Source organism: Aquicoccus porphyridii, assembly GCF_008369105.1.
Taxonomy (GTDB): Bacteria; Pseudomonadota; Alphaproteobacteria; order Rhodobacterales; family Rhodobacteraceae; genus Aquicoccus; species Aquicoccus porphyridii.
The window spans coordinates 1-25,329 of record NZ_VINQ01000005.1 but is presented as its reverse complement, the minus strand read 5'-3'; the positions used below and the strand labels follow the sequence as shown (position 1 = coordinate 25,329).

Here is a 25,329-nt window from a genome sequence, read left to right as displayed (position 1 = left end):
AGGCGCAAAACGCGTCGCGTTTTGTCGCCACCCCCGGAGTATTTTGGGCAAGATGAAAGAGCGGGTTTGTGCGGCGCGTGACCGGCGACCGGTGAAGGAAAGGTGAGGCAATGGGCAAGATAGCGGCAATTATCGGCGGGGGCGTGATCGGTGGCGGATGGGCGGCGCGGTTCGCGTTGAACGGCTGGCAGGTGCGGGTGTTCGACCCCGACCCCGAGGCGAAACGCAAGATCGGTGAGGTGATGGAGAACGCGCGCCTCTCGCTGCCGGGGCTGGGCAACGTGGCGCTGCCGCAAGAGGGAAGCGTGACGTTTCACGACACCATCGCCGAGGCGGTCGCGGGGGCGGATTGGGTGCAGGAGAGCGTGCCCGAGCGGCTTGACCTCAAGCAGAAGGTCTATGGCGAATTGATGGCGCATGTACCGGAGGGCGCGGTGATCGGCTCGTCCACCTCTGGCTACAAGCCGAGCGAATTGCAGGCGGGGCTGGCGCGGCCCGGGCAGGTGGTGGTGGCGCATCCGTTCAACCCGGTTTACCTCTTGCCGCTGGTCGAACTGGTGACGACCGAGGCCAACGAGGCCGAAAGGGTGGACCGGGCCAAGGAGATCCTGACCGGGCTCGGCATGTATCCGCTGCACCTGCGCCGCGAGATCGACGCTCATGTCGCCGACCGCTTTCTCGAAGCGGTGTGGCGGGAGGCGCTGTGGCTGGTGCGCGACGGCATCGCCACGACCGAGGAGATCGACAACGCGATCCGCTATGGCTTTGGCCTGCGCTGGGCGCAGATGGGGCTGTTCGAGACCTATCGCGTGGCCGGTGGCGAAGCGGGGATGCGCCATTTCATCGCCCAGTTCGGGCCGTGCCTGAAATGGCCCTGGACGAAGCTCATGGACGTGCCGGACCTGACCGACGATCTGATCGATGCCATCGCGGATCAATCCGACGCGCAATCGGGCGCGCATTCAATCCGTGAGCTGGAGCGCATCCGCGATGCCAACCTCGTGGGCATCCTGCGCGCGCTTTCCCGCGAGAACTGGGGCGCGGGGGCGTTGCAAAAGGCGCATGACGACAGGATCGAACCGGCCTCGGGGCTGGTGCGGCATATGGATGAGTTGAGCGACCTGTCGCAGCCGGTGCTGAGCGCGCGCCGCGCGGTGCCGCTCGAATGGCTCGATTACAACGGCCACATGACCGAGAGTCGCTATCTCGAAGCCTTTGCCGATGCGACCGACCGGGTGATGCAGATGATCGGCTGCGATGCCGACTATATCGCCGCTGGCCAGAGCTATTTCACCGCCGAGACCCATATCCGGCATATCGACGAATCGAAGGCCGGTGAGGTGATCGATATCCGAACGCAGGTGATCGAGGGCAAAGGCAAGAAGATGCGCCTGTTCCACGAGATGCGCGCGGGCGGGCGGCTGGTGGCCACAGGCGAGCATTTCCTGTTGCACGTGAACCTTGAAACGCGCCGCTCCGAGCCGCCCACACCGCAGGTCGAGGCGGCGCTGGTCAAGCTGGCCGAGGCGCATGCGGCGCTGCCCGCGCCCGAGGCGCTGGGACGCGGGATCGGGGCAGCACGTTGAACCACACCCCGCGTTTCATCTGACCGCGAAATACCTTGGGGGTGAATGGCGCAGCCAGAGGGGGCAAAGCCCCCTCCGGGCGCACCATAAATTGCAGCGCTCAACTATCCCAGCAGGCGGCGCGCGATCACCTGGGCCTGGATTTCGGCCGCGCCCTCGAAGATGTTGAGGATGCGGGCGTCGCACAGGATGCGCGAAATCTTGTATTCCAGCGCGAAACCGTTGCCGCCATGGATTTGCAGCGCATTGTCCGCCGCCGCCCAGGCCACCCGCGCGCCCAAGAGCTTGGCCATCCCCGCCTCGAGGTCGCAGCGGCGGTCGTTGTCTTTCTCCCAGGCGCTGAAATAGGTCAGTTGCCGGGCCACCATGATCTCGACCGCCATCATGGCGAGTTTCGAGGCGACGCGCGGAAATTCGATCAGCGATTTGCCGAATTGCTTGCGGTCCTGTGCATATTGCATCCCCTGGTCGAGCGCGGCCTGCGCCACGCCGATGGCGCGCGCGGCGGTCTGGATGCGGGCGGCCTCGAAGGTTTTCATCAACTGCTTGAAGCCCTGGCCCTCGACCCCGCCCAGAAGGTTCTCGCCCTTCACGTGGAAATTGTCGAAACCAAGCTCGTATTCCTTCATGCCCCGGTAACCCAGCACCTCGATCTCGCCGCCGGTCATTCCTTCGCTCGGGAACGGGGTGTCGTCGGTGCCCGGTGTCTTTTCGGCCAGGAACATCGACAATCCACGATGGTCACTCGTGTCGGGGTCGGTGCGCGCCAGCAGGGTCATCACATGGGTGCGCGCGGCATGGGTGATCCATGTCTTGTTGCCGGTGACGCGGTAATCGCCGTTGTCATCCTTGATCGCGCGGGTGCGAAGACTGCCCAGGTCCGAGCCGGTATTGGGTTCGGTAAAGACCGCCGTGGGCAGGATCTCGCCGCTGGCGATGCGCGGGAGCCAGTGGTCTTTCTGCGCGTCGGTGCCGCCCGCGAGGATCAGTTCGGCGGCGATCTCGCTGCGCGTGCCAAGGGAACCCACGCCGATATAGCCCCGGCTCAACTCCTCGGAGACCACGACCATCGACGCCTTGGAAAGGCCAAGCCCGCCGAACTCCTCGGGGATGGTGAGGCCGAACACGCCCATCTCGGCCAGTTCCCCGATCACCTCCATCGGGATCAACTCGTCCTTGAGGTGCCAGTCATGGGCGAAGGGCTCGACCTTTTCCAGCGCGTAGCGGCGGAATTGCTCGCGGATCATTTCAAGCTCGTCATCGAGCCCGGTGGCGCCCACGGTGATTTCGGCGGCACGTTCCTGCATCAACTCAACAAGGCGCACGCGCGCGGCCTGGGTGTTGCCTTGCTGGGTCAGTGTCATGACCTCCGGCGCCATCAGCGCGCGCATGTCGTCCTGCGAAAGGCCCATGTCCTGAAGCCGGACGATCTCGCCCTGGTTCATCTGGATGCCGCCATAGATCTGCCAGAGATATTCGCTGAACGCGATCTGGTGGATCAACTGTTCGACCTCGCCGAACTTGCCCGCGTCACGCACCCGTTCGGCCCATTTCTGCATCTGGCGCAGGGATTCGACGTAAGTCGCCAGCCAGGCCAGCCCGTGCGCCGCGCCCTGATGCGCTTCGATCAGCGTGGCCGATACCCGGCCCTCATCCGTGACCATCTCGCGCAGGGCCTCGGTGGCCTTGTCGAGCATGGCCTCGGCGGGGGCGATGGCGGCGCCGGTCAGGTCAAGAAGATCGGGGAGGATGACGGTATCTCTCATGGCGTTTGGCGAATCCTTCGGCATGGTTCGGGTCCCTTTCCTGTCACCCGGCGTATTTAGTCATTTCGCAGGTGCAGCGCAATATAAATGCCTTTTTGACGGTGCGTTTTGTTCATTTCTTGCGCAGATGATTTTGCAGATGCGGCGCCTGCGCATGCCGGATAAGAGAAGGCATGGACATGCTTTTCACCCTGCTCAGCCCCGCCGCACTTTTCGCCTGTCTTGGCATCACGCTCTTTGCCGGGACGATCAAGGGAATGGTGGGTTTTGCCATGCCGCTCATCATGATCTCGGGCATGGGCAGCGTGATTTCACCCGAACTGGCGCTGGCGGGGCTGTTGATTCCGACATTGGTGGGCAATCTCTGGCAGGGGTTCCGACAGGGGGTGCGCGCGGCGCTTGCCTCGCTCAAGGCGTTCCGGCTGTTCATCATCGTGGGCGGGGTGATGCTGGTGATCAGCGCCCAGATGGTGCGGGTCATTCCGTCGCAGGTGATGTTCATCCTGATCGGGGTGCCGGTGACGGTGTTCACGCTGTTGCAGCTTTGGGGCTGGCGCCCGCGCATCGCGCCCGAACACGAGCCGGTGGCGCAGGTCGGCGTGGGCGCGCTGGCGGGTGCGATGGGGGGATTTTCGGGCACTTGGGGGCCGCCCACGGTGCTGTTCCTGACCGCGCTCGACACTCCGAAACGCGACCAGGTGCGCATCCAGGGCGTGCTTTACGCGCTGGGTTCGGTGGTGCTGAGCGGGGCGCATGTCGGCTCGGGCGTGCTGCGCTGGGAAACCCTGCCTTTCGCGCTGGCGACGCTGCCGCCCGCGCTTTTGGGCATGTGGATCGGGTTCCAGTTGCAGGACCGGGTCGACCAGCGCATGTTTCAGCGCGCGACGCTCATCGTGCTGATCTTTGCCGGGCTGAACCTCATTCGCCGCGGGATGATGGGGTAAAAGGTCCCCGGGCCTCCCACGCATTGCTCTCTTTCTTGGCAAAAATACTCAATCGCGCCACGTCGACCGCGGGGCATAACGCCCCGATTCATGCAAACCGGGGCGTCTGCGATGATGTCTGCGCCAGTGCGGTCTCAACCGATGGCGGCGGCTTTCACGTCGTCGTCGATAAAGGGCACGTATTGCGCGAAATTGTCGGCAAACATTCCGACCAGCTTCGCGGCCTGCGCGTCATAGCCTTCCTTGTCGGCCCATGTCGCGCGCGGATCGAGCAGCGTGGCGTCGACGCCCGGCACCGTCACCGGCACGTCAAAGCCGAAATTCGGGTCCTTGCGGAACGTTGCCTCGTTCAGCGATCCGTCAAGCGCGGCGGTCAGCAGTGCCCGCGTGGCGTGGATCGGCATGCGCGAGCCGATGCCATAGGCGCCGCCGGTCCAGCCGGTATTGACCAACCAGCAGGTGGCGCCATGCTTGGCGATCTTGTCGCGCAAGAGATTGCCATAGACCTCGGGGCGGCGCGGCATGAAGGGGGCGCCGAAACAGGTCGAGAAGGTGGGTTCGGGCTCGGTCACGCCGCGCTCGGTGCCCGCGACCTTGGCGGTAAAGCCCGACAGGAAGTGATACATCGCCTGCGCCGGGGTCAGCCGCGCGATCGGCGGCAGCACGCCAAAGGCGTCGCAGGTCAGCATGATCACGTTCTTGGGGTGCCCGCCCAGCCCGGAATCCGAGGCGTTCGAGATATAGTCGAGCGGATAGGCGCAGCGCATGTTGGCGGTGAGTGAATCGTCGTCGAAATCGAGAACGCGGGTCTCTTCGTCATAGACCATGTTCTCGATCACCGTGCCGAATTTCGACGTGGTGGCATGGATTTCCGGCTCGGCTTCGGCATCGAGGCCAATGGTCTTGGCATAGCAGCCGCCCTCGAAATTGAAGGTGCCGCGATCCGACCAGCCATGTTCGTCATCCCCGATCAGCGTGCGCGCCGGATCGGCCGAAAGCGTGGTCTTGCCGGTGCCCGACAGGCCAAAGAAGACGGCGGTGTCGACCGGGTTGCCGGTGGCGTGGTTGGCCGAGCAATGCATTGGCATCACGCCCTTTTCCGGCAGCAGGTAGTTGAGCAGCGTGAACACCGACTTCTTGTTCTCGCCCGCGTATTCGGTGCCGCCGATCAGGATCAGCTTGCGGTCGAAATTGAGCGCAATCACCGTGTCGCTGCGGCAATCGTGGCGTGCCGGATCGGCCTTGAAGCCGGGGCAGTTGATGACGGTAAAATCGGCGATGTACCCTTCGAGCGCCGAGCGGTCGGGGCGGCGCAGCAGGTGGCGGATGAAGAGACCGTGCCACGCCAGTTCGGTGACCATGCGCACGTTGATCGCATGGGCCGGGTCGGCGCCCCCGATGAGATCCTGCACATAGTAGCTGCGGCCCTTCATGTGGTCGAGCATGTCGGCATAGAGCGCATCAAAGCCTTCCGGGCTCATCTCGGCGTTGTTCTCCCACCAGATCTGGTCGGCGACGCTGTCGGTCTTGACCACGTGCTTGTCCTTGGGCGAGCGGCCGGTGAACTTCCCGGTCGAGACGAGAAAGGTGCCGCCATTGCCAAGATGGCCTTCGCCGTTGCGCAGCGCCGCTTCGATCAACGCTGGCGCCATGAGGTTGTAATGGACATCGCCCAGCCCGGTAATGCCTTGATCTTCAAGCTGGAAATTGGGGTTTACCCGTCCAAATGTCATTTGCGAATGCTCCTTACAACTGCCTGCACTTTCGGTCTGCGCGCCGTGCCCGCACCCCGGTTGTCGGTTCTGGTCGGGGCCGCTGCCGCATCCTGAACCGTGTCCTGAACGCGGTTTGGTGGCCGGCGGGGCCCATGACCGGCCCAATACTGGGCCTCTTAACATGTCGTTTCCAGTCAGGAACAGGACGGTTTGGCGCAGTTAGCGCAACCAAGACCAAGTTAGCGCCACCAATTACCGGGCTGACACAGAATGTGAGGCAAATTAGCCATTGTTAAGACAATTCAGGTTCAAAATGGACGCCGCGGCGCGGGTGATTCGCAGTTTGGGATTGATTGTAAAGGTGAAAACGGCGAATGTGACGCAAAAAAGGCATAAAGAGCAGTGGAAGGATTTCGGATATGTCGACAATTGCCCTTGTGGACGATGACAGGAATATACTGACATCCGTGGCCATGACCCTCGAGGCCGAAGGCTTCGAGGTCGAAACCTATCACGACGGCCAGCAGGCGCTGGACGCGTTCAACCGCAAACTGCCCGATATGGCGGTGCTGGACATCAAGATGCCGCGCATGGACGGGATGGACCTGCTTCAGCGGCTGCGCCAGAAAACCCAGATGCCGGTGATCTTCCTGACCTCCAAGGATGACGAGATCGACGAGGTTCTGGGCCTGCGCATGGGGGCGGATGATTACGTGAAGAAACCGTTTTCCCAACGGCTTCTGGTCGAGCGTATCCGCGCGCTCCTGCGTCGTCAGGACGCGGTCGCGGGCGATATCGTGGGTGACACCGAAGAGACCAAGGTGATGGAACGCGGCGAGTTGCGGATGGACCCGCTGCGCCACGCGGTTGCCTGGAAAGGCAAGGACGTATCGCTGACCGTGACCGAGTTCCTGCTGTTGCAGGCGCTGGCGCAACGCCCCGGTTTCGTCAAGTCGCGCGATCAGTTGATGGACGTGGCCTATGACGATCAGGTCTATGTCGATGATCGCACCATCGACAGCCATATCAAGCGGCTGCGCAAGAAGATGCGCAGCGTCGACCCGGAATTCTCGGCGATCGAGACGCTGTACGGCATTGGCTATCGTTACAACGAAGAATAAACGGGGCGGGGAACCGGGCCGGACTGGCCTGACCGAGGGGTGAGCGTGCGCGACATGGCGCCAGAACGCGATGGTGATATTGTTCTAGGGGACGATTTCGTCGCCCCGAACAGCACCGTTGACGACGAATTGCGCGTCAGTCGCGAAAAACGCGGGTTTTTCTCGCTCAAGGCGTCGCCGCTGGCGCGCAAGATCATCACGTTCAACCTGATCGCGCTCAATGTGCTGGTCGCGGGAATCCTCTATCTCAACTCGTCGCGCGACGGTTTGGCCCAGCAGCGCGCGCGCGGGCTGATGGCCGAATCCACGTTGATTTCCAACGTGTTCGAGGCGGCAATGCCCGCTGGCACGCCGGTCAATTTTGCCACCGGTGACGGGCTTGACGTGATGGCCGTGCTTGACAGGATCGACCTGCGGCGCGGGGTGCAGGCCTTTGTGTTCGACAGCGAAGGCACGCTGGTCGGCACGGTTGGCGGGCGCGGCATCGGGGCGGCTTTCGACGATCCGCAAGAGGGCAGCCGCACGGTCCTGACCGATGGGCTGAGCTGGCTGTGGGACAAGTTTTCGATCGGTCTCGGCGGCGAGACGTCAAAGCAGGTTCTGATCGCGGTCGAGGATCAGGCGCGCGCGCTCGTGTCGCCGACGCTGCGAAATGGCCCGCAGGTTGCCCCGGGCAGCGCGGGCGAGGGCCGGGTCTTTACCGTGGCCACCCCGATCACGCAGGGCGAGGCGCCCGTGGCCGTGGTGGCGCTGGCCGCCACCTCGGGCGAGATCGACCGCCTTGTCCGGGTCGAGCGTGAACGGGTGTTGCAGATGTTCATCGTTGCCACGCTGGTGTCGATCGGGCTCAGCCTCGTGCTGGCCTCGATCATCGCCAACCCGATATCCGACCTCGCCGCTGCCGCCGAGATCGGGCGCGACCGCGACAATCGCAAGCGGCGGTCGGGCGGGCGCATCCGCATCCCCGACCTGACCGCGCGGCCCGACGAGATCGGGCGCCTGTCGGGGGCGTTGCGCGGCATGGTGGCCGCGCTCTACGACCGGATCGACAGCAACGAACAATTTGCCGCCGACGTCGCGCATGAGATCAAGAATCCGCTGGCCAGCCTGCGCAGCGCCGTGGGCAGCCTGCGCATGGTCAAGAAGCCCGAGCACCGTGACAAACTGCTCGACGTGATCGAGCATGATGTGCGCCGTCTCGACCGGTTGGTCAGCGACATCTCGAACGCTTCGCGGCTCGACAGCGAGCTGGTCAAGGAAGAGCAGGAGAGCTTCGAGTTGCTCAAGATGCTCGACAACCTGTGCCAGTTCCTCGGCGAGGACGCGAAAACCAAGGGCATTGATTTCATCTCCGACCTGCCGCAGGAATCGATCGTGATCAACGGGCTCGAGGCGCGGCTGGCGCAGGTCTTTGTCAATCTCATCACCAACGCCATTTCATTTTGCGAAGAGGGCGACGCGATCCGCGTCTGGGCCCGCAAACGCGAAAACCGGGTGCTGATCGTGGTCGAGGACACTGGCCCCGGCATTCCCGAACAGGCGTTGACCAAGATTTTCAACCGGTTCTATTCCGAACGCCCCGAGGGGCAGTTCGGCAACAATTCGGGGCTTGGACTGGCGATCTCGAAACAGATCGTCGAGGCGCATGATGGCGTCATCTGGGCCGAGAATATCCGCCCCACCGATGCCGACGCGATCTCGGACCCGCTGGGTGCGCGCTTCGTCGTCGGGCTCCCGTTATAGGCCATGGCACGGGCGTCGGAGCCTTGTGAGGTTTTTCACGGCAGTTGCGTGGCGCATGGCGGGCGCGGGGTTCTCATCCTCGGAGCCTCGGGCCGGGGGAAATCGGCGTTGGCGCTCGCTCTCATGGTGCATGGCGCCGGGCTGGTTGCCGATGACCGGGTGATCGTCACGCGCGTCGGCGAGCGGCTGATCGCGAGTTGTCCGCCCGCGATCTCGGGCCGGATCGAGGCGCGGTTCGTCGGGCTGCTCGGGGCCGCGCCCGCCGGGCCTGTGCCCCTGGCGCTGGTCGTCGATCTCGACAGGGTTGAGACCGAGCGGTTTCCGCCACGGCGCAGCAGGTCGGTTCTGGGCCTCGACCTGCCCGTGCTTCACAATGTCGAGACAGGCCATTTCCCCGCCGCGATTATGCAATATCTCAAGGGGGGTCGAAGCGACTGACCACAACACCGCAAGTCGGAGACAAGGATCATGTTCGAACCGCCGCGCCATGCCCCGGACCATCCCGGCCCGCGCCCCGATACCGGGGACGACGGGGGCGAAATCCGGCTGCGCCGCGTTCTTGTCACCGGCCCGTCGGGGGCCGGGCGCTCCACAGCGATCCGGGCGCTCGAAGACCTCGGATACGAGGCGATCGACAACCTGCCGCTGTCGCTGATGCCACGGCTGCTCGACGGGCCGGGGCATGACCGGCCGCTCGCGCTGGGCATCGACACGCGCAACCGCGAGTTTTCGGCCAATGCGCTGATCGAGATGATCGACGCGATCGGTCACGGCCCGGGCCGCCGGCTCGACGTGCTCTATCTCGATTGCCGCGAAGACGTGCTGTTGCGGCGCTTCTCGGAAACCCGTCGCCGCCACCCGCTGGCCCCGGCCGAAAGCCCGAACGTGGGCATCGCCCGCGATTTCGACCTGTTGATGCCGGTGCGCGCGCGGGCCGATATCCTGATCGACACTTCGGACATGACCCCGCATGACCTGCGTGCCGAGGTCGAAGGATGGTTCGCGCCCGATCCGCTGGGTCGACGGCTGGCCGTGTCGGTGAACTCGTTTTCCTACAAGCGCGGGCTGCCGCGGGGCATCGACATGGTGTTCGACTGTCGCTTTCTCAGGAACCCGTATTGGGACCCTGCCTTGCGCGCGCTCGACGGGCGCGATACGCGCGTGGCCGGGCATGTTGCCGGGGATGCGCGCTTTGCCGAATTCTTTGACCGCGTGGCCGGATTGATGCGGATGTTGCTTCCGGCCTATGCCGAAGAGGGCAAGGCACATCTCTCGGTTGCATTTGGGTGTACCGGCGGGCAACACAGGTCGGTTGCCCTTGCCGAAAAGCTGGCCAAGGCCCTTGCAGAAGAGGGCTGGCCGGTGTCAATAAGGCACCGCGAACTGGAGCGCCATGCAAGCGCGCCATTGCGGCCCTGAGTGGGGCCGAGGGGATATGAACGAGGAAACACAGGCGTGATCGGGATCGTGATCGTGGCACATGGGGGGTTGGCCCGGGAATACCTGGCCGCAGTTGAACATGTGGTCGGCGTGCAAAAGGGGGTGCGTTCGGTTTCGATCGCCGCCGATTGCGATCGCGCCGCGAAACAGACCGAGATCTGCACCGCCGCCAACGAGGTCGATCAGGGCGACGGCGTGGTGGTGGTGGTCGACATGTTCGGTGGCTCGCCGTCGAACCTTTCGCTCATGGCCTGCGCACAGGACAAGCGCCGCATCCTCTACGGGGCGAATCTTCCGATGTTGATCAAGCTTGCGAAATCCCGCCATCTGAACGTGCCCGAAGCGGTGCGGCTGGCGATGGATGCGGGACGCAAGTATATCGACAGCCAGACCATATCCGCCGAGTGACGAGGATCGACGAAAGCCCATGAGCGAAACCACCCTGCGAAAGTTGCAGATCGTCAACGAAAAGGGGCTGCATGCCCGCGCTTCGGCCAAGCTCGTCGAAGTGGTCGAGGGCTTCGATGCCCATGCCGAGATCATGAAGGACGGGATGAGCGCCAGCGGCGACAGCATCATGGGCCTTTTGATGTTGGCAGCACCGAAAGGAAGCACTATTGACGTGCAGACGACCGGGCCCGATGCCGAGGCGCTGGCCGATGCGCTGGCGACGTTGGTGGCGGACCGGTTCGGCGAGGAAAACTGACCGGCGCCGCAGATGTGGCGCCCATGCAAGATACGGGGTTTTGCCCACGTGGTAGATCACACCCAGGACAGACCCACGAAAGACGAGCTTGGGGGGCCGGGCCCGCTCGATGCGGGCATGCGCCCCGATCCGTCCGAGCCGGCGACGCGGCATGACCGGCGGTCGCTGACCTATGCCAATTCCTTTGACAGCCCGCTGCGCGCCACCGCGATCCGCAGCATCGAATGGCTGACCGGCAAGATCAGCATCATCCGCATGGTGCGCGAATTCGAACGCCGCGGCGCGCCGCGTGGCCAGGAATTCTGGCCCGCCGCGCTCGACGTGATGGGCATTCCGCTTGGCACGCCCGAGGAACAGCTCGCGCGGATTCCGAAGGACGGGCCGGTTGTGGTGGTCGCCAATCACCCGCATGGCCTTGTCGACGGGATGATCCTTGCCGAACTGATCGGGCGGGTGCGTTCGGATTACAAGATCCTGACCCGCGCGCTGCTGACCGGCATCGACGAGGTCGCCTCGTCCTACATGATCCCGGTGCCGTTTCCCTACGAGGACGACGCGCAGCGCAAATTCGTCGAAATGCGCGGGCAGGCGATGGCGCATCTCAAGGCGGGCGGGCTGATCACGTTGTTCCCCTCCGGGGTGGTCGCGTCATCGGATTCGATGTTCGGGCCGGTGATCGAACGCGAATGGAATGTGTTTACCGCGCAGATGATCCGCCGGTCGGGTGCGCAGGTCGTGCCGGTGCACTTTACCGGGTCGAATTCGCGGCTCTACCAGATCGCCAACCGGATCTCGGCCACCTTGCGGCAGGGGCTGTTGCTGCACGAGATCGTGCATAGCTGCAACAAGCCGCAATCGCCCGTGATCGGCCATCCGGTCCCGCGCGAGAAGCTCGACGAGGTCAAGACCGATCCGCGTGGTTTCATGGCCTGGCTGCGGGCGCATACCCTCTCGCTGGAAGGTTGAGATAACGGGAAAGCGATAGCGGCCTCAGCGCGTGGGCACCGGCGTCTCGCCGCGGTAATCATAGAATCCACGGCCCGCTTTCTTGCCCAGCCATCCGGCCTCGACATATTTCGTCATGAGCGGGCAGGGGCGATATTTCGTATCGGCCAGCCCGTCATGCAGCACGTTCATGATCGCAAGGCAGGTGTCGAGCCCGATGAAATCCGCCAACTCGAGCGGCCCCATCGGATGGTTCGCCCCCAGTTTCATCGCCTGGTCGATCGAGCGCACGTTGCCGACGCCCTCGTAGAGCGTGTAACACGCCTCGTTGATCATCGGGATCAGGATGCGGTTGACGATGAAGGCCGGAAAATCCTCGGCCGAGGCGGCGGTCTTGTCGAGCCGTTCAACCACGCCAAGGCAGGTCTTGTAGGTTTCTTCGTCGGTGGCGATGCCGCGGATCAGCTCGACCAGTTTCATCAACGGCACCGGGTTCATGAAGTGAAAGCCCATGAATTTCTCGGGCCGGTCGGTGCGCGCGGCCAGCCGCGTGATCGAGATCGACGAGGTGTTCGAGGTCACGATCGTCTCGGGGCGCAGATGCGGGATCAGCCCTTCGATGATCTTGTTCTTGACCGCTTCGTTCTCGGTCGCGGATTCGATCACCAGGTCGCAGTCGCCCACCTCGGCGACATCGAGCGTCGTGCGAATCCGGGCCATCGCCGTCTGCATCGCCTCTTCGGTGATCTGGTCGCGCCCGACCTGGCGGGCCATGTTCTTTTCGATCCGGGCGATCGCGGTATCGAGCGCATCCTGGTCGATATCGTTCAAGGCCACGTCATAGCCCGCAAGCGCCATCACATGGGCGATCCCGTTGCCCATCTGGCCTGCTCCGATCACGCCCACCTTGTGAATGTCCATTGCCCGCACCTCTTTGTTCTGCACCGCCGACAATAGGCGCGCGCGGGTGGGCAGGGCAAGGGCGGGCTTGGGTCGCAGACAGGGAAAATTCGCACCAAATTCGCGCGTTAGGGAAATGGCAATCGCCTTGCGCGACTCTGACTCCGGGTGAGACAGAAAGGGTGGGTATGATGACCTTCGAGAATCCGGGGGTGCGGTCCCTCGACTATCAACCGTGCAACTATGGCGATGACCGGCTGTCGTTTCGCGGACCGAAACGCGATCTGGGCGGCGATTACGTGGCTTTCCTCGGCGGGACCGAGACCTATGGCAAGTTCATTGCCCGGCCATACCCGGCCATCGTCGAGGCCGAAACCGGGCTGACATGCGTGAATCTGGGGCTGAACGCGGCGGGGCTCGATGTCTATCTCAACGCGTCCCCGGTACTCGACGCGGCGGCGCGGGCGCGGATCTGCGTGGTTCAACTCATGGGGGCGCACAATCTCAGCAACCGGTTCTACGCGGTGCATCCGCGTCGGAATGACCGGTTCATCCGGGCCTCGCAACTGATGCAGACGATCTTTCGCGAGGTGGATTTCACCGAGTTCCATTTTACCCGCCACATGCTGGGTCGGCTCGCCACGGTCGCGCCGGAACGGTTCCGGCTGATCGTGGACGAGATTCAGCAGGCCTGGGTGGCGCGGATGGGCACGCTCCTCAACCGGCTGGAGACCGACATTGTGCTGCTGTGGTTCGCCGCCCACGCGCCCGAGGACAGGTTTGATCCGACCGGCGCCGAGCAGGACCCGTTCGGCATCGAACGCTGGATGATCGAGCGGCTGCGCCCGCGCGCGGCCCGCGTGGTCGAGGTGGTGGCAAGCCCGGCAGCGCTGGCGCGCGGCACCGACGGCATGATCTATGCCGACATGGACGAACCCGTCGCGCGCGGCATGATGGGCCCCGCCGCCCATGACGAGGCCGCGGGCGCGGTGGTGGATGCGCTGGCCGGTCTTCTGAAATGACCGTCTGAAACGACAAAGGGCCCGCCGATGCTGGCGGGCCCTTGAGGGTCTTGGAGGGTGGGTTTCCCCACCGGCGCTCAAAGCTTCTCGATCAGTTCCGGCACGGCGGTAAAGAGGTCCGCCACGAGGCCGTAATCGGCGACCTGAAAGATCGGAGCCTCTTCGTCCTTGTTGATTGCGACGATGATCTTGGAGTCCTTCATGCCCGCAAGGTGCTGGATCGCGCCGGAGATGCCGACCGCGACATAAAGCTCGGGTGCCACGACCTTGCCGGTCTGGCCGACCTGCCAATCGTTGGGCGCATAGCCCGAATCGACCGCGGCGCGGCTGGCACCGACGGCGGCGCCGAGCTTGTCCGCCAATTGCTCGATCAGCTTGAAATCGTCTTCCGAGCCGACACCACGGCCACCCGAGACAACCACGCCCGCGCTGGTGAGTTCCGGGCGGTCGCTTTCGGCCACCTTGTCCTCGACCCATTCGGACAGGCCGGGATTGTCGGCGGCACCGATGGTCTCGACCTTGGCCGAGCCGCCATCGCCGGCGGCATCGAAGGTCGAGGTGCGGAAGGTGATGACCTTCTTGGCATCGCTCGATTTCACCGTCTGAACCGCGTTGCCGGCATAGATCGGGCGTTCGAACGTGTCGGCATCCACCACGCCCGAGGCGTCGGAAATCACCATCACGTCAAGCAGCGCGGCCACGCGCGGCATCACGTTCTTGGCGTCGGTGGTGGCAGGGGCGACGATATGGTCGTAATCGCCCGCAAGGCTCACGATCAGCGCGGCGGTGGGTTCGGCCAGACGGTGGCCGAGGCTTGCATCCTCGGCGACCAGCACCTTGGCCACGCCGTCGATCTTGGCGGCGGCTTCGCCCGCGGCGGCGGCCGAAGCACCGGCGCAGAGCACGGTCACGTCACCCAGCGCCTTGGCGGCGGTCACGGTCTTGGCGGTGGCGTCCAGCGCCAGTTCGCCGTCATTCACTTCACCCAGCAAAAGAACAGCCATTACACGACCCCCTTCTCTTTGAGTTTCGCCACGAGCGTATCGACGTCGGGCACGATTTCACCGGCCTTGCGCGCCTCGGGCTCGGTCGTTTTCACGACTTCCAGACGCGGCGTGACATCGACGCCGTAATCCTCGGCGGTCTTCTCGTCGAGCGGCTTTTTCTTGGCCTTCATGATGTTGGGCAGCGAGGCATAGCGCGGCTCGTTGAGGCGCAGATCGACAGTGACGATCGCGGGCATCTTGACCTTGATGGTCTGCAAGCCGCCATCGACCTCGCGGGTGACAAGCGCGCTGTCGCCGTCGATGTCGAGCTTGGAGGCAAAGGTCGCCTGGCTCCAGCCGAGCAGCGCCGAAAGCATCTGCCCGGTGGCGTTCATGTCGTTGTCGATCGCCTGTTTCCCGGCGAGAACGAGGCCCGGCTCTTCTTCTTCCACGACCTTGGCGAGGATCTTGGCCACGGCCAGCGGCTCGATATCCTGGTGCACGTCATCGGCGGCGATGACCAGGATGGCGCGGTCCGCGCCCATGGCCAGTGCCGTGCGCAGCGTTTCCTGCGCCTGTTTCACACCGATCGAGACGGCCACGACCTCTTCGGCCTTGCCGGCTTCCCTGAGGCGGATGGCCTCTTCGACGGCGATTTCGTCAAAGGGGTTCATCGACATTTTGACATTGGCAAGATCGACACCCGATCCGTCCGACTTGACGCGGACCTTCACGTTGTAGTCGATCACGCGTTTGACAGGCACAAGCACCTTCATTGGCGTTCTCTCCTTCACATCCCAGATACCACCCGCGCAAAACGGCGCGGGGCGATTCCAACTCTCCGGGTTCTGTTACAGGCTCGGGGCGCTTTGAGACAGGGAAAAATCGTCACGTGGGCGCCATTCGACGTCGCGTTCGGGGGTTTTCTGGCGTTTGATGTGCTTGAGGGATGCAAGCTGCCGCAAGGGAAATCACGGGGCGCGGGGTGACGCGCGAAGGCGCCGCCCACCCACCCGCCCCGTCGCCTTCGCGCGTCTCTGCGCGCCATACCACGGGCCGGTCATCCCTCCGGCGTAGTGCGGGCCGACAGGGCAGATGAGTATTTTTTCCCAAGAAAGAGCAGGATCAGCGATTGGCGCCCGGCACCCAGAGCACATCCGTTTTGCCGCCGTCATTGGCGATGCGGGCGGCGACGAAGAACCAGTCGCTCAGCCGGTTGAGGTATTTCACGGCCCAGCCGTTCACGTCCTCGATGCCAGCGAGTTCCACCGTGCGGCGTTCGGCCCGGCGCGCGACGGTGCGGCACAGGTGCAGATGCGCCGCCAGCGCGGTGCCGCCGGGCAGGATGAAGCTGCGCAGCGGTTCCAGGTCGGCGTTGATCGCGTCGATCTCGGATTCGAGCCGCGTGACCTGCGCCTCGACCATGCGCAGCGGCGGGTATTCGGCCTCGGCGTCCTTGTCCATGCCGGGGCGGCAGAGATCGGCCCCGAGATCGAAAAGATCGTTCTGGATCCGGCTCAGTGCCGCATCGGTTTCACCGCTCGCGTGCAGCCGGGCCAGGCCCAGCGTCGCGTTCAACTCGTCCACCGTGCCATAGGCCGCGACCCGCAGGTCATGCTTGGCCCGGCGCGATCCGTCACCCAGCGCGGTATCGCCACCATCGCCGGTGCGGGTGTAGATTTTCGACAGAACCACCATCGCCTCAACCTCCCGAGCGCATCCAGACAAAAAGAAGAATGAGCGCGACCGCCACCGCCTGCGCCCCGATCCGCCAGCGCATCACCTTGTTGGCATGCTTGCGGTTGAAGTCGCCGCCCTTGGCAAAGCCGCCGACGCCGATCATCAGGATGATCAGCACCGCGACACAAGCGAGCGCGGCAACCCAGAACAGGGGATCGTTGGCCATCGGCGGCTCCTTTCGCTGCGTTGCGCCCTGTCTAGTGGATTGCACCGGCAAAGCGAAGGGGTGATCTGGCGCGGTGCGGCATTACGACAGCCGACCGTCGCGCGCCCATTGCACCGCGTCCGCGAGCCGGTCGTCGCCCCAGAAAAGCTCGCCCGCGACAACGAAGCTGGGGCTGCCGAACACGCCGAGGTCGCGGGCTTGCCGGGTCTGGTCGGCCAGCCGTTTCGCCGGTTCGGGCTGTTGTGCGCGCTCGATGGTAGCGTCGGGCGCTTGTCCGGCCTCGCGCAGGCTGTCGCGCAGCCCCGCGCCCTCATCGGGCAAAAGCCCCTCCTCGAACCAGCGCCGATAGGCGGCGCGGGTAAACTCCACACCCCAGCCCTCGTCCATCCCCAGAAGGGCGATGGCGTTGGGCAGCGCCAGGTCGTTCAGCGGATAGGGGGCGGGCAGGCTTGGCGACAGCCCGTATCGCGGTGCCCGGCGCGCGATGTCGCGCCACATATGGGCCGCCTTGACCGGTTTGCCGATGAAGGGCGAGTTGCCATATTCCATCATGATCGTGCGCACATCGAACGGCTTCCACGTCACGTCGAGCCCATGATCCTGCGCCACCCGGTCGATGCGCATGATCGTGAGATAGGAATAGGTGCTGCCGATCGAATACCAGAAATCAATCTGTGCCATGCTGCGGGGTCCCCGGTCCGTGAATGACGGGGAATATAGCACAAGACGGCGCACAGGTCGCCTGGGTCAGCCCCTGGAGATCAACCAGTCGAGCGCGCGGGTAGGCAGGATGCGCCGGGCCGCCCCCATCAGGTAGGTCGGCGTGGTCACGTAATAGCGCGGGCGCGGGCGGCGGGCCTCGAGCGCATGGGCGAGCTTGCGGGTTACCGCCGAGGGCGGCAGTTCGAACCGATCGGTGCCGCGCGGCTCGTAAAGCCGCTTGAGCAGGCTCTCGCGATATTGCTCGGCCCGCGGGCTGTTTTCCCAGTCGATCCAGCGTTCGAAATGCGGGATCGAGTTTTCGCGGATCTTCGAGGTGACGGGGCCGGGTTCGATGGTGATGACGTGAATCGGCGTGTCGCGCATTTCGATCCGCAGCACATCGGTGAGCCCTTCGAGCGCGAATTTGCTGGCCACGTAGGCCCCGCGCCAGCGCATCGGCACCAGCCCCAGCACCGACGAGCAATTGACGATCCGGCCATGCCCCTGCGCCCGCATCACCGGGATCACCCGGCGGGTCAGTTCGTGAACGCCAAAGAGGTTGGCCTCGAAGATGCTGCGCAGGCCATCGGTGGGCAGATCCTCGACCGCGCCGGGCAGGGCGAAGGCGCCGTTGTTGTAAAGCGCGTCAAGCCGCCCACCGGTGGCCTCCAGCACGTCGGCCAACCCGCTTTCGATGCTGGCCGGGTCGGCATGGTCGATTTGCGGCGCGGCAAAACCTTCGTCGCGCAGGCGTGCGCAATCCCCGGCTTTGCGGCAGGCGGCAAACACCTGCCAGCCGCGCGCGCGCAGCCCGTGGGCCGCGTCATGGCCAAGGCCGCTGGAACAGCCGGTGATCAGGATGGATTTGCCAGTCATCGAGGGCTTGTCATCAAGGGTCTCCGTCGCGTGCTGACGGGCTATGCGAAAACCCGGGCCGGGGCAATGGCCCGACGATCAGTCGATCGCCACCAAGAGCCGCGTGGCCATCCAGCCAATCATCCCGCTGTCGCTGACCCGCAATTCGACCCAGCCCAGCCCCGGATCGTTCAGCACCTCGACCCTTGTGTCCCGGGCAAGGCTGTCCATGATACCGAAATGCGTGCCCGGTCCGCCGCGAAGGTTCGCCCGGGCGGCGTTGACCATGCGGATATTCCTTGCCGTTGTGTCGGGGCGGGATGCAACCGGTTCGACCTGCTCGCGGGCTGGCTCGGTGGCGCCCGCCCCGGTCTGGCCGGTGACGATGGCAATGGCCAGTGCCGCCTGTTCCTCGGGGCTCAGGTTCGAGGGAATACCCGGCACCGCGCCGCTTCCGGTCAGCGCGTCGCGCTTTTCGCCGTTCAGCGCGGGCAGGGAGACGCCGCGACCGGTGCTGTCGGGCTGATTGCTCAGCGTCAGGCGCTGGCGCTTGTTGCCGGGTGTGGCGCCGGGCTGGGCGGTGGCCGTCAGGACCACCTGTGCATCTTCACGACCGGTGGCCGCGCTCGCCCTGACGGCTGTGGGCGGGATATGAACGATTCCGGCCGCGTCGCGCGCGATCTCGGCGCGGCGCGCCTGTTTTTCCGTTTGCGCACGGATCTCGGTCTGCGCCGCCTGAAACGAGCCGTCGCGCGGCGCGTAGTCGGCCCCGCCGCTCAACTCGTAGAACGCCCATCCGAGAAACCCGAATGTCACCACGATAAAGCGCCACATGACACCAAACTCCCGATTACCGCACCTTGCCGGTCAAGGACCGCGCATGTGCCATTATACATGATTCGCGATCACCCGCGCATGGGAAGGCGCGGCATTTCTTCCCTGGTGCCGGAATACATCATACGGCGATGCCGGGGCAGTCGGGGATTCCCGACCATCGCGCGGGACCATGCGCATCAAGGCCTTCGTCAAGGCGCGATCACGCTTGATGGGGGCCATCCGGATCGCTAAAGAGCGGGCATGAGCGATTTGCTGGACGATCCTGAAAACCCGGTGCCCGACCTCTCCGAACCGCTGCGCCGCGCGATCGGCGAGCGCTATCTGACCTATGCGCTCTCGACCATCATGCACCGGGCGCTGCCGGATGCGCGTGACGGGCTCAAACCCGTGCATCGCCGGATTCTCTACGCGATGAGCCGCCTGCGGCTGGGCGCGACCGGCGGGTTTTTGAAATCGGCCAAAATCGCCGGCGACACGATGGGCGATTTCCACCCGCATGGCGATGCTGCGATCTATGACGCGATGGCGCGCCTGGCACAGGACTTCGCGGTGCGGTATCCGCTCGTGGACGGGCAGGGGAATTTCGGCAATATCGACGGCGACAACCCCGCCGCCAGCCGCTATACCGAGGCGCGCATGACCGTCTTCGCCGAGGCGATGCTTCAGGGTCTTGCCGAGAACGCGGTTGATTTCCGGCCCAATTACGATGGCCGTCTCGAAGAGCCCTCGGTGCTGCCCGCGCAATTCCCCAACCTGCTGGCCAATGGCTCATCGGGGATCGCGGTGGGCATGGCGACCAACATTCCGCCGCACAATATCGACGAGCTGATCGGCGCCTGCCTGCACCTGATCAAGACGCCGGACGCGCGCGACGACACGCTTCTGAACCACGTGCCCGGGCCCGATTTCCCGACCGGCGGCGTCATCGTCGAGCCGCCCGAGGAGATCGCGCGCGCCTATCGTACCGGGCGCGGGGCGTTCCGGCTGCGGGCGCATTGGCAGACCGAGGACCTGGGCCGTGGCCAATGGCAGATCGTGGTCACCGAGATCCCCTACCAGGTCCAGAAATCCAAGCTGATCGAGAAGATCGCGGAACTGATCCAGACCAAGAAGATCCCGATCCTCGCCGATGTGCGCGACGAAAGCGCCGACGACATCCGCCTGATCCTCGAACCCCGGTCCAAGAATGTCGATCCGGATGTGCTGATGAACATGATGTTCCGCAATTCCGACCTGGAACTGCGGTTCTCGCTCAACATGAACGTGCTGATCGATGGGGTCACGCCCCGGGTGTGCAGCCTCAAGGAAGTGTTGCGCGCCTTTCTCGATTTCCGCCGCGAGGTGTTGCAGCGCCGCTCGCGTCACCGGATGGCCAAGATCGACAACCGGCTCGAGGTGCTCGCGGGCCTGATCACCGCCTTCGTCAATCTCGACCGGGTGATCGACATCATCCGCTATGACGACGACCCGAAATCGGCCCTGATGTACGAGGACTGGAGCCGTCCGCACCAGGAAACCATCACCCGCGCCGCCGACGAATCCTCCTATCGCTCGCCGCTGGCCGGCGTCGATATGGCCGCGCTGCGCCTCATCGTCGATGAAGAGGCGCTGGCCACCGGAATCCTCACGGAAAGCGATGACGGCACCCGCACCGTGCCGCAATCCTTCGAGGGTCGCGAGAACGGCCTTTCGGACGTGCAGGCCGAGGCGATCCTCAACATGCGCCTGCGCAGCCTGCGCCGCCTGGAAGAAGAGGCGCTCATCGCCGAGCGTGATGCGCTGATGGCGGAACGTGTCGGCCTCGAAGACCTGCTCGAAGACGAGGGCCTGCAATGGGATCGCGTCGCCGAGCAGCTCAGGGAGGTGCGCAAGACCTTCGGCAAAAGCCACGAGATCGGCACCCGCCGCACCCGGTTCGCCGAGGCCACGCAGGTCGAGGAGGTGCCGCTCGAGGCGATGATCGAGCGCGAGCCGATCACCGTGGTCTGCTCGAAACTGGGCTGGATTCGCGCCATGTCCGGGCATATCGATCTCAACCGCGAGCTGAAATACAAGGATGGCGACGAGGGCCGGTTTGTGGTCCACGCCGAAACCACCGACAAGATCCTGGTCTTTGCCACCAACGGGCGGTTCTATACGCTACAGGCCGCCAGCCTGCCGGGCGGCCGTGGCATGGGCGAGCCGCTGCGCCTGATGGTCGATCTGCCCAATGACGCGGGCATCGTCGCGCTGTTCATCCATCGCCCCGGCGGGAAACTCGTCGTCGCCTCGGCCAACGGCAACGGTTTCGTCGTGCCCGAGGATGATGTCGTCGCCCAGACCCGGTCGGGCAAGCAGGTGCTGAACGTCAAGGACACGGCGGCCTCGGTGGCGCGGCGCGTGACCGGCGATCACGTGGCGGTCTGTTCGCAGAATGGCAGGTTCCTGGTCTTTCCCCTCTCCGAACTGCCCGAGATGGGCCGCGGCAAGGGCGTGCGGCTTCAGAAATACAATCTCGCCCGGGGACGGCAGGGCGCATTGGAACTCGATGGCGGGCTGGCCGACCTGACCACCTTTGAATGGGCCAAGGGGCTCAGCTGGGAAATGGGCGGCGGCAAGACCCGCCACGAGCCCGACATGACCGAATGGCTGGGCAAGCGTGCCAGCGTCGGCAAGCGCCCGCCCTATGGTTTTCCCAAGGATTACCGCTTCGACTGATCGAATTCAGTCGAAGAACCCGGTGCCCCTATGACAGGTATCTGCGGAACCATTCGACGGTCCGATCCCACGCCAGTTCCGCCGCCGCCTCGTCATAGCGCGGGGTGCTGTCATTGTGGAACCCGTGGTTCACGCCCTCATAGATATACGCCTCATAGGTCACGCCCGCGGCATCCAGCGCCTTCTGGTAGTCCGGCCAGCCCGCGTTGATCCGCTCGTCGAGCCCGGCATAATGCAGCAGGATCGGCGCGCGGATGCGCGGCACGTCCCCGGCCGCCGCCTGTCGACCATAAAAGGGCACCGCCGCGCCCAGATCCGCAAAGGCCACCGCCGCCGCATTGGCCACGCCCCCGCCGTAGCAGAAGCCGGTGATGCCCACCTTTTCGGTGGTGAAATCGGCAGCCTTCAGCCATTCGATCGCGGCGAAGAAATCGTTCATCAGTTTCACCGGATCGACGCTCCTTTGCAGGGCGCGGCCTTCGTCGTCATTGCCGGGATAGCCGCCGACCGAACTCAGCCCGTCAGGCGCCAGCGCCACGAAGCCCGCCTTGGCCACGCGCCGCGCCACGTCCTCGATATAGGGGTTCAGCCCGCGGTTCTCATGCACCACCACCACGCCGGGCACCGGCCCCGTGGCGCCCGCCGGCTTCACGAGATAGCCGCGCACCTCGCCATGGCCCTCCGGTGAGGGGTAGGTGACATATTCCGGCCTTATGTCGGGATCGGTGAATTTCACCTGCTCGGCGAGCGCGTAATTCGGGCGCATCGCCGCCAGGATCGCGGGCGCGGTCATCCCGGCCACGGCGAACCTGCCGGCGCGGTCGAGGAACTCGCGCTTGCTGATCATGCCATGGGCATAGAAATCGTAAAGCTCCAGCAACTCGGGCGAAAAGTCCTTGGCGGTCAGTCGGGTCATTTCATCCTCCTGTCGGTGTCGCGACAGGTTAACATCGCAACGGGGCCGAGCCGTTCACGAAATCGGGAAGCCGGTTGCCGCCAGACCCTGCCAGCGAACGTTGCGCCGGGACGTTGCGTTAACCGTTTTTCGCCCCTGTTCCGGGCGATTTGCCCGGCAGCCGGGTGGCAGCCGGATGTCAGCCGGGAGTCACCCCCCGTTTTGCGGCCCGGAAACCAGCGTTAACCAACCGGCTCCGACGTGAGCCAGACACCGCCTTCGGGCCTCAGTGTCAGGATCATCACCGGCTTCGGCACGCGCCCCGGAACAAGGTGAAACCGACGCCGCGACAACAGCGTCGCCAGCACGATAACCGCCTCCTGAAGGGCGAAGCTGGCCCCGATGCAGATCCGTGGCCCATCGCCGAACGGCAGATAGGCATAACGGTCTATCTCCTTGCGATTGCTGAATCTTTCGGGACGGAACGCATCGGGATCATCCCACAGAATCCGGTTGCGATGCAGCGCATAGATCGGGATCATCACCGTATCGCCCGGCCGCACCTCGCGCCCGCACAGCGTGTCATGTGCCTGGGCAGTGCGGCTGATGATCCCCGCCGGGGGATAGAGCCGCAGCGCCTCGTCCACGATCATCCGGCAAAAGGGCAGCGATTCCAAATCGTTGGCCGTCGCCACCCGGCCCTGCAACACCGCCTGCGCCTCATCCCGCGCCCGCCCCTGAACCTCCTGATCGAAGGCACAAAGATAAAGCGCCCATGAGAGGGTGAGCGCGGTTGTCTCATGGCCCGCGACGATAAAGGTCAGGAGATTGTCGCGCAACTCGGACGTGTTCATTTTCCTTTTGGTTTCAGGGTCTTCACCCTCAAGAAGCAGATCGAGAAGGTCGGGAACGGCGCTTGGCCCGGTGGCCTTGCGGGCCTCGATCGCCTGGTCCGCCATTGCCTTCATGTCGCGCACCGGCGGCCCGGTGCGGATGCGCCCCGGCCGCGGCACCCAGTCGGGCATTCCCAGGATGTCGAACAAGGACAACCGCCCCGCCGCGTCTATATATCCATCAATGGCGCGGTGCACTTCTTCGGGATCGAACTGCGAACCTTCGGAAAAGGTCACGTTCCCAATGACTTCAAAGGTTGCGCGCACCATCTCTGCATACATGTCCACGGCATGTTTCCCCGCCTCCTCGATCCGCGCCAGCGAGCCTTGCGCCGCCGCCGACATGACCGGGCCAAGGTTGGTGACATTGCGATGCGAAAAGGCCGGCGCGGCCGCCCGCCGCTGCCACCGCCAATGCGCCCCTTCGGCAATGAACATCGAATCGCCGATTGCCGGTTTCAACAGGTTCTTCGTGACCAGGGATTTCGGGTAGTTGTCGATGTTTTCCAGAAGGATGCGCCGTATTGCACCCGGGTCCATGACCATGTGCCAGCGTTTCGCAGTGCGCCCCGACACCATCGGCTGCCGCGTGGCGATATCCGGCAGGATCGCCAAAAGATTGCGCCGCGCCGCGTTGAGCGAGGCGAAAATCCCCATCGGCCGCGTCACCAGCGGCACATGCACCGGCAGATCGCCTGCACCCATCCTGCTATCCTCCGCATCGGTAACCTGATGTTAAGATAGGTGCCCCCATGCTTATGGCCAATGGTTTGCCGTACATTGCACTGATCGTATCCCTGCGTTATCCCGGGCTTTGTCACGAAACCGGAGGCTGCCCGAATGATCCGCAAACTGGTCCTTTTCCTGTCGTTGGGGGTGTTGATCGCCTGCGGCAATGCCAATGATCTCGACGAGGCGCCGGTGGACTTGGGAAATTTCAATCTCGGGCACAACATTGTCGTGGCCCCGAACCTGACCAAGGGGCCGGTGTCGCGCGAGGCCAGCAAGGAAGAGTGGATCGCGGCGATGACCGACGCCATCGGCGCGCGTTTCGGGCGGTACGAGGGTGACAAGCTCTATCATTTCGGGGTCAGTGTCGAAGGTTATGTTCTGGCCCAGCCCGGTATTCCGCTCATCGCCAGCCCGAAATCGATCCTGATTTTCAACCTGACCGTATGGGACGATGCGGCGGGCAGGAAGCTCAACGAAGAGGTCAAGCAGATCACCGTGATCGAATCCTTCGGTGGCGACACCCTTGTCGGTTCGGGCTATACCAAGACCGGTGAAGAGCAGATGCAGCAACTCGCTCGCACCGCTGCGAAGCAGATCGAGCGCTATCTCGTGCGCCAGAATTTCGAGCAAGGCTGGTTCAAGGAATGACCGGCCAGGCCGGGTAGCATTTCTCACCGTCAAGGGCATGTCAGGGGATGCAAGAGAGCCTTGATTTCCCTTGCCCAACCCAATAAATGCCGCGCGGAGTGAAACTAGGCCCGAGGGGTCGCAAGCAAAGGGCGCCAACACGATGGCAAAAGCAAAGTTTGAACGTAACAAGCCGCATGTGAACATCGGGACGGTTGGTCACGTTGACCACGGCAAGACGACGCTGACGGCGGCGATCACGAAGTATTTCGGTGATTTCCGGGCCTATGACCAGATCGACGGCGCGCCGG

At 64.3% G+C, this 25,329-nt stretch carries 25 protein-coding genes; 13 read left to right on the top strand and 12 right to left on the bottom strand.

Annotated features, from left to right (window positions below; translation table 11 throughout):
- Window positions 1-110 precede the first annotated feature (110 nt).
- Entirely contained in the window at window positions 111-1,586 is a 1,476-nt protein-coding gene (locus FLO80_RS08855) for a carnitine 3-dehydrogenase (RefSeq protein ID WP_111366341.1), read from the top strand.
- A gap of 104 nt (window positions 1,587-1,690) precedes the next feature.
- Here FLO80_RS08855 and FLO80_RS08850 read toward each other — a convergent pair whose 3' ends face one another.
- Window positions 1,691-3,352, bottom strand: a complete 1,662-nt coding sequence (locus FLO80_RS08850; RefSeq protein ID WP_188078248.1) for an acyl-CoA dehydrogenase family protein — start codon at window positions 3,350-3,352, stop codon at window positions 1,691-1,693.
- A 173-nt stretch (window positions 3,353-3,525) separates the two neighbouring features.
- Here FLO80_RS08850 and FLO80_RS08845 point away from each other — a divergent pair, with 173 nt between their 5' ends.
- The gene (locus FLO80_RS08845) at window positions 3,526-4,296 is read left to right on the top strand and encodes a sulfite exporter TauE/SafE family protein (protein ID WP_111366346.1); all 771 of its coding nucleotides are present in this window, start codon (window positions 3,526-3,528) and stop codon (window positions 4,294-4,296) included.
- A 134-nt stretch (window positions 4,297-4,430) separates the two neighbouring features.
- Here FLO80_RS08845 and FLO80_RS08840 read toward each other — a convergent pair whose 3' ends face one another.
- Window positions 4,431-6,029, bottom strand: a complete 1,599-nt coding sequence (locus FLO80_RS08840; RefSeq protein ID WP_111366348.1) for a phosphoenolpyruvate carboxykinase — start codon at window positions 6,027-6,029, stop codon at window positions 4,431-4,433.
- A gap of 401 nt (window positions 6,030-6,430) precedes the next feature.
- Between FLO80_RS08840 and FLO80_RS08835 the strand changes: the two genes are divergently transcribed.
- The 7 genes from FLO80_RS08835 to FLO80_RS08805 all read left to right on the top strand — a co-directional run bounded on the left by FLO80_RS08835 (window position 6,431) and on the right by FLO80_RS08805 (window position 11,987).
- On the top strand, window positions 6,431-7,132 hold the full coding sequence (locus tag FLO80_RS08835; RefSeq protein WP_111366351.1) for a response regulator transcription factor: 702 nt from the start codon (window positions 6,431-6,433) through the stop codon (window positions 7,130-7,132).
- A gap of 54 nt (window positions 7,133-7,186) precedes the next feature.
- Complete coding sequence (locus FLO80_RS08830; RefSeq protein ID WP_111366353.1) at window positions 7,187-8,875, top strand: sensor histidine kinase; 1,689 nt, start codon at window positions 7,187-7,189, stop codon at window positions 8,873-8,875.
- Window positions 8,876-8,878: 3 nt separating this feature from the next.
- Window positions 8,879-9,313 carry an HPr kinase/phosphorylase gene (locus FLO80_RS08825; RefSeq protein WP_111366356.1) on the top strand — a complete coding sequence of 145 codons (435 nt, stop codon included), beginning with the start codon at window positions 8,879-8,881 and terminating at the stop codon, window positions 9,311-9,313.
- 30 nt (window positions 9,314-9,343) lie between these two features.
- Window positions 9,344-10,294 carry an RNase adapter RapZ gene (rapZ, locus tag FLO80_RS08820; protein ID WP_111366358.1) on the top strand — a complete coding sequence of 317 codons (951 nt, stop codon included), beginning with the start codon at window positions 9,344-9,346 and terminating at the stop codon, window positions 10,292-10,294.
- 36 nt (window positions 10,295-10,330) lie between these two features.
- The gene (locus tag FLO80_RS08815) at window positions 10,331-10,723 is read left to right on the top strand and encodes a PTS sugar transporter subunit IIA (protein WP_111366361.1); all 393 of its coding nucleotides are present in this window, start codon (window positions 10,331-10,333) and stop codon (window positions 10,721-10,723) included.
- A gap of 19 nt (window positions 10,724-10,742) precedes the next feature.
- The gene (locus FLO80_RS08810; protein ID WP_111366364.1) at window positions 10,743-11,021 is read left to right on the top strand and encodes an HPr family phosphocarrier protein; all 279 of its coding nucleotides are present in this window, start codon (window positions 10,743-10,745) and stop codon (window positions 11,019-11,021) included.
- Window positions 11,022-11,138: 117 nt separating this feature from the next.
- The gene (locus tag FLO80_RS08805; protein WP_111366458.1) at window positions 11,139-11,987 is read left to right on the top strand and encodes a lysophospholipid acyltransferase family protein; all 849 of its coding nucleotides are present in this window, start codon (window positions 11,139-11,141) and stop codon (window positions 11,985-11,987) included.
- Window positions 11,988-12,011: 24 nt separating this feature from the next.
- On the opposite strand, the gene FLO80_RS08800 is transcribed toward FLO80_RS08805, so the two are convergent.
- Window positions 12,012-12,887 carry a 3-hydroxybutyryl-CoA dehydrogenase gene (locus FLO80_RS08800; RefSeq protein WP_111366367.1) on the bottom strand — a complete coding sequence of 292 codons (876 nt, stop codon included), beginning with the start codon at window positions 12,885-12,887 and terminating at the stop codon, window positions 12,012-12,014.
- A gap of 170 nt (window positions 12,888-13,057) precedes the next feature.
- On the opposite strand from FLO80_RS08800, the gene FLO80_RS08795 reads away from it, so the two are divergent.
- Window positions 13,058-13,888, top strand: coding sequence for a DUF6473 family protein (locus FLO80_RS08795; protein ID WP_111366460.1), 831 nt, complete (start codon window positions 13,058-13,060; stop codon window positions 13,886-13,888).
- A gap of 77 nt (window positions 13,889-13,965) precedes the next feature.
- Here the strand turns inward: FLO80_RS08795 and FLO80_RS08790 are convergent, their stop codons facing one another.
- The 7 genes from FLO80_RS08790 to FLO80_RS08760 all read right to left on the bottom strand — a co-directional run bounded on the left by FLO80_RS08790 (window position 13,966) and on the right by FLO80_RS08760 (window position 19,171).
- Window positions 13,966-14,892, bottom strand: coding sequence for an electron transfer flavoprotein subunit alpha/FixB family protein (locus tag FLO80_RS08790; RefSeq protein WP_111366370.1), 927 nt, complete (start codon window positions 14,890-14,892; stop codon window positions 13,966-13,968).
- The gene (locus tag FLO80_RS08785) at window positions 14,892-15,650 is read right to left on the bottom strand and encodes an electron transfer flavoprotein subunit beta/FixA family protein (protein ID WP_111366373.1); all 759 of its coding nucleotides are present in this window, start codon (window positions 15,648-15,650) and stop codon (window positions 14,892-14,894) included. Before FLO80_RS08785 ends, FLO80_RS08790 begins: the two co-directional genes overlap by 1 nt.
- Window positions 15,651-15,999: 349 nt before the next feature.
- Window positions 16,000-16,572 (bottom strand): cob(I)yrinic acid a,c-diamide adenosyltransferase, encoded by a 573-nt coding sequence (locus tag FLO80_RS08780; protein ID WP_111366376.1) that lies wholly within the window; start codon window positions 16,570-16,572, stop codon window positions 16,000-16,002.
- 4 nt (window positions 16,573-16,576) lie between these two features.
- Window positions 16,577-16,780, bottom strand: coding sequence for a twin transmembrane helix small protein (locus FLO80_RS08775; protein WP_111366379.1), 204 nt, complete (start codon window positions 16,778-16,780; stop codon window positions 16,577-16,579).
- Window positions 16,781-16,861: 81 nt separating this feature from the next.
- On the bottom strand, window positions 16,862-17,461 hold the full coding sequence (locus tag FLO80_RS08770) for a 2-hydroxychromene-2-carboxylate isomerase (RefSeq protein WP_111366382.1): 600 nt from the start codon (window positions 17,459-17,461) through the stop codon (window positions 16,862-16,864).
- Window positions 17,462-17,527: 66 nt separating this feature from the next.
- Window positions 17,528-18,358: an SDR family NAD(P)-dependent oxidoreductase gene (locus FLO80_RS08765; protein WP_111366384.1), complete on the bottom strand. Its 831-nt coding sequence runs from the start codon at window positions 18,356-18,358 to the stop codon at window positions 17,528-17,530.
- Between the two features lie 78 nt (window positions 18,359-18,436).
- Window positions 18,437-19,171, bottom strand: a complete 735-nt coding sequence (locus FLO80_RS08760) for an SH3 domain-containing protein (RefSeq protein WP_111366386.1) — start codon at window positions 19,169-19,171, stop codon at window positions 18,437-18,439.
- A 243-nt stretch (window positions 19,172-19,414) separates the two neighbouring features.
- Between FLO80_RS08760 and FLO80_RS08755 the strand changes: the two genes are divergently transcribed.
- Window positions 19,415-21,871: a DNA topoisomerase IV subunit A gene (locus FLO80_RS08755; RefSeq protein WP_111366388.1), complete on the top strand. Its 2,457-nt coding sequence runs from the start codon at window positions 19,415-19,417 to the stop codon at window positions 21,869-21,871.
- A 28-nt stretch (window positions 21,872-21,899) separates the two neighbouring features.
- On the opposite strand, the gene yghX is transcribed toward FLO80_RS08755, so the two are convergent.
- Window positions 21,900-22,787, bottom strand: a complete 888-nt coding sequence (gene yghX, locus FLO80_RS08750) for a YghX family hydrolase (RefSeq protein ID WP_111366390.1) — start codon at window positions 22,785-22,787, stop codon at window positions 21,900-21,902.
- A 221-nt stretch (window positions 22,788-23,008) separates the two neighbouring features.
- Complete coding sequence (locus FLO80_RS08745) at window positions 23,009-24,364, bottom strand: cytochrome P450 (protein WP_246156619.1); 1,356 nt, start codon at window positions 24,362-24,364, stop codon at window positions 23,009-23,011.
- Window positions 24,365-24,499: 135 nt separating this feature from the next.
- Here FLO80_RS08745 and FLO80_RS08740 point away from each other — a divergent pair, with 135 nt between their 5' ends.
- Both FLO80_RS08740 and FLO80_RS08735 read left to right on the top strand, forming a co-directional pair.
- Complete coding sequence (locus tag FLO80_RS08740; protein WP_111366393.1) at window positions 24,500-25,039, top strand: hypothetical protein; 540 nt, start codon at window positions 24,500-24,502, stop codon at window positions 25,037-25,039.
- A gap of 142 nt (window positions 25,040-25,181) precedes the next feature.
- Window positions 25,182-25,329 (top strand): GTP-binding protein (locus tag FLO80_RS08735; protein ID WP_246156638.1); only part of this gene is annotated, 148 nt, incomplete at its 3' end.

Coding starts and splice junctions, on each gene's coding strand:
- FLO80_RS08855 (WP_111366341.1), top strand. CDS start 111: ATGGGCAAGATAGCGGCAATTATCGGCGGGGGCGTGATCGGTGGCGGA.
- FLO80_RS08850 (WP_188078248.1), bottom strand. CDS start 3,352: ATGAGAGATACCGTCATCCTCCCCGATCTTCTTGACCTGACCGGCGCC.
- FLO80_RS08845 (WP_111366346.1), top strand. CDS start 3,526: ATGGACATGCTTTTCACCCTGCTCAGCCCCGCCGCACTTTTCGCCTGT.
- FLO80_RS08840 (WP_111366348.1), bottom strand. CDS start 6,029: ATGACATTTGGACGGGTAAACCCCAATTTCCAGCTTGAAGATCAAGGC.
- FLO80_RS08835 (WP_111366351.1), top strand. CDS start 6,431: ATGTCGACAATTGCCCTTGTGGACGATGACAGGAATATACTGACATCC.
- FLO80_RS08830 (WP_111366353.1), top strand. CDS start 7,187: ATGGCGCCAGAACGCGATGGTGATATTGTTCTAGGGGACGATTTCGTC.
- FLO80_RS08825 (WP_111366356.1), top strand. CDS start 8,879: ATGGCACGGGCGTCGGAGCCTTGTGAGGTTTTTCACGGCAGTTGCGTG.
- rapZ (WP_111366358.1), top strand. CDS start 9,344: ATGTTCGAACCGCCGCGCCATGCCCCGGACCATCCCGGCCCGCGCCCC.
- FLO80_RS08810 (WP_111366364.1), top strand. CDS start 10,743: ATGAGCGAAACCACCCTGCGAAAGTTGCAGATCGTCAACGAAAAGGGG.
- FLO80_RS08805 (WP_111366458.1), top strand. CDS start 11,139: ATGCGCCCCGATCCGTCCGAGCCGGCGACGCGGCATGACCGGCGGTCG.
- FLO80_RS08800 (WP_111366367.1), bottom strand. CDS start 12,887: ATGGACATTCACAAGGTGGGCGTGATCGGAGCAGGCCAGATGGGCAAC.
- FLO80_RS08795 (WP_111366460.1), top strand. CDS start 13,058: ATGACCTTCGAGAATCCGGGGGTGCGGTCCCTCGACTATCAACCGTGC.
- FLO80_RS08790 (WP_111366370.1), bottom strand. CDS start 14,892: ATGGCTGTTCTTTTGCTGGGTGAAGTGAATGACGGCGAACTGGCGCTG.
- FLO80_RS08785 (WP_111366373.1), bottom strand. CDS start 15,650: ATGAAGGTGCTTGTGCCTGTCAAACGCGTGATCGACTACAACGTGAAG.
- FLO80_RS08780 (WP_111366376.1), bottom strand. CDS start 16,572: ATGGTGGTTCTGTCGAAAATCTACACCCGCACCGGCGATGGTGGCGAT.
- FLO80_RS08775 (WP_111366379.1), bottom strand. CDS start 16,780: ATGGCCAACGATCCCCTGTTCTGGGTTGCCGCGCTCGCTTGTGTCGCG.
- FLO80_RS08770 (WP_111366382.1), bottom strand. CDS start 17,461: ATGGCACAGATTGATTTCTGGTATTCGATCGGCAGCACCTATTCCTAT.
- FLO80_RS08765 (WP_111366384.1), bottom strand. CDS start 18,358: ATGACTGGCAAATCCATCCTGATCACCGGCTGTTCCAGCGGCCTTGGC.
- FLO80_RS08760 (WP_111366386.1), bottom strand. CDS start 19,171: ATGTGGCGCTTTATCGTGGTGACATTCGGGTTTCTCGGATGGGCGTTC.
- FLO80_RS08755 (WP_111366388.1), top strand. CDS start 19,415: ATGAGCGATTTGCTGGACGATCCTGAAAACCCGGTGCCCGACCTCTCC.
- yghX (WP_111366390.1), bottom strand. CDS start 22,787: ATGACCCGACTGACCGCCAAGGACTTTTCGCCCGAGTTGCTGGAGCTT.
- FLO80_RS08745 (WP_246156619.1), bottom strand. CDS start 24,364: ATGGGTGCAGGCGATCTGCCGGTGCATGTGCCGCTGGTGACGCGGCCG.
- FLO80_RS08740 (WP_111366393.1), top strand. CDS start 24,500: ATGATCCGCAAACTGGTCCTTTTCCTGTCGTTGGGGGTGTTGATCGCC.